Consider the following 2782-nt stretch of genomic DNA (forward strand, 5'->3'; position numbering starts at 1 on the left):
GTGTTCACCACATGATTACCTAAATTGTAAGAATGAGCGTGCCCCAGGTCAAGCCTCCACCGAAGCCTGATAGCAGAACAGTCTGACTACCATCTAAACGGATGAGGCCTTGTTCTACACACTCTGAAAGTAAAATCGGGATACTGGCTGCACTGGTATTGCCATATTCCATCATATTGGCTGGAAGTTTGGCTCGGTCAACACCAATTTTTCTAGCCATCTTATCCAAAATACGGATATTAGCCTGATGCAATAGCAGATAATCCAAGTCTGTCGCCTCTATAGGAGATTCTTCAATAGTCTGCTTGATAGACTTGGCTACATCCCGAATAGCAAAATCAAAGACCGCGCGCCCATCCATCTTCAAAAATGAATCTGCATTTTCTTGATCTGAAAATGGAGAATGTAGACCTGAATGTCCATAGGTCAGACACTCGCTGCGACTTCCATCGCTATTGAGACTCTCAGCCAAGAAATGCTCTTGCTCGCTAGCTTCTAACAAGACGCCACCAGCACCATCTCCAAACAAAACAGCTGTTGATCGGTCCGACCAATCGACTGCCTTAGAGAGGGTTTCACTACCAATCACCAAGCCTTTTTGAAAGCGACCGGAAGCGATAAACTTTTCAGCAGTTGAAAGAGCAAATACAAATCCACTGCAAGCAGCTGTTAGGTCAAAAGCAAAAGCTTTTTTTGCACCAATATTAGCTTGAACACGAGCAGCTGTAGAGGGCATCATCGAATCTGGAGTAATGGTAGCTAGGATGATAAAATCCAACTCCTCCCCTGTGATTCCTGCTTTTGTCATCAGTTTCTTAGCAACCTCTGTAGCCAAATCACTGGTAGATTCTGTTCTTGAAATATGCCTTTGTCGTATTCCCGTCCGACTTGAAATCCACTCATCATTGGTATCCATAATCTGAGCCAAGTCGTGATTTGTAACCACTTGCTCTGGCACATAATGAGCAACCTGGCTTATTTTTGCAAAAGCCATTATTTCAAATCCTCCAAAAATTGGTAAAGATTGGTCAACCCTTTGCTCATAACATCAATTTCTTCCTTACTCATACCATCAATGATTTTTTCAACCATGGCCTTGTGGAAGCGTTTATGTAACCTATGAACCAAGCGACCCTTCTTTGTCAAATGTAAATGCACCACACGACGATCCTGCTCTGAGCGAATGCGTTCAATGTAACCCTTGCGTTCGAGATTATTCAAACTAGTCGTAACGGTCCCAAGAGTCACCATCAACTCTTTTGACACTTGACTTGGTGTCACGTCTGGGAATTTCCCAATCACATCAATCGTATGCATTTCTTTGATGGAGATATCCTTGAAACGACTACCTCTCAAGCTCACTTCCTCAATGACAAGGACATTGTTAAATATAGATGTTAAATATTCATTAATTCGTTGGTAGTCCAATCTTTCTTTCCCTCCTTCTCAAAAAACTTTTACAATCAAAACATTTGACAAGAGAATTATATCAAAGTTCAAAGAATGATGCAAGTATTTTTTTATTTTCCTGTAAATTTAGGTCTTCTTCTCTCCGAATGAGCTCGCACTCCCTCTTTGAAATCCTCTGTTTGAGCTAAGGATTCCTGTAGGTTCAGTTCTAAAGTAGCGTAATCCTGCCAGTCTTTAAATTGGCTCTCCCAAACCAACTTCTTAATGGCTACATAGGAATTACTTGAACCACGTCTTAATTTTTTAAGAAGCTGTTCTCTCGTCTTTTCAAGTTTATCAGCTTCAGAAACGCGGTAAACCAATCCCCATTCTAGGGCTTTTTCTGCGGTCAAAGCCTCACCTGTCATGGCTAATTGAGTTGCACGCGTCACACCGATACTGCGACTCAAGAGATGAATTCCCCCTGCATCTGGAGCCAAGCCAACGCCAACAAAGGCTTGGATAAACTTAGCCTTATCCGTTGCAAGACAGAAATCTGCCGCAACAGCCATATTCGCTGCGGCACCTGCAACAGCACCGTCAACTTCCATTAAAACAGGTTTGGCTATTTGTTTGATTTTATACGAAATCGTATTGACCAGTTCTGCGATTCTCGTCAATGATGGAATATCATCCTCATCCACTGCCCGCTTCATCTCTACCAAATCTCCTCCAACTGAAAAGACTTTGCCATTGGCATTGATTAAGATAAAATGCACAGCTGGATTTTCTTCTGCCAGAGTCAAGGCTTCTAAAATTTCTTCACACATAGGAATATGAAAGCCATTTGCAACCTCAGGACGGTTCAAGGTAAGGATTGCCAAGTCCTCTTCAAGCTGATAAATAATATGTTCCATCAGGACTCCTTTTTATTTTATAAGCAGTGTAAATTATTTTGTTTTCAAAGTATATCTTTTTTAGGAGCAGAAAGCAAGAAAAAATCGACTAAAAGTGTCTCAGCCGATTGGAAAGGCTCGCTTTAGAATAGAAAACGCTTACATAGACTCCCAAAGAAAGATGGATAGAAAGACGCTTTTCAACTTCTTTCTATCCATTACTTCCTTCAAGAGTCCACACCAGCAATTTTCAGTTCCATTTCATGAACTATCTTACTTGTCTCGTGTTTCTTCTTTATCTTACTCTACCATCAAAGCCTTCTACTTGTACTAGAGGAGGAAGGATTCCCATCCAAAAGATGGTGTCCTGTTTCCAGAACCACTTCCCCGCTAGAAGCTGACATATTCCCACTACAGGTTTGCGACTAATTTTTCCTATAGTTTTTATCCAGCAATATAGTAACTTCTATGGTCGCCTGCGATATTTCACATGTCGC

General features: G+C 41.4%; 3 protein-coding genes. All 3 read right to left on the reverse strand.

Annotated features, from left to right (window positions below; genetic code table 11):
* Window positions 1-19 precede the first annotated feature (19 nt).
* On the reverse strand, window positions 20-994 hold the full coding sequence (locus SP4011_RS09525) for a beta-ketoacyl-ACP synthase III (protein WP_119946911.1): 975 nt from the start codon (window positions 992-994) through the stop codon (window positions 20-22).
* Complete coding sequence (locus SP4011_RS09530; protein ID WP_000386353.1) at window positions 994-1428, reverse strand: MarR family winged helix-turn-helix transcriptional regulator; 435 nt, start codon at window positions 1426-1428, stop codon at window positions 994-996. Before SP4011_RS09530 ends, SP4011_RS09525 begins: the two co-directional genes overlap by 1 nt.
* Before the next feature lie 92 nt (window positions 1429-1520).
* Entirely contained in the window at window positions 1521-2306 is a 786-nt protein-coding gene (locus SP4011_RS09535; protein WP_338619045.1) for an enoyl-CoA hydratase, read from the reverse strand.
* Window positions 2307-2782: the final 476 nt, after the last annotated feature.

It is taken from the genome of Streptococcus parapneumoniae, assembly GCF_037076355.1.
Taxonomy (GTDB): domain Bacteria; phylum Bacillota; class Bacilli; order Lactobacillales; family Streptococcaceae; genus Streptococcus; species Streptococcus parapneumoniae.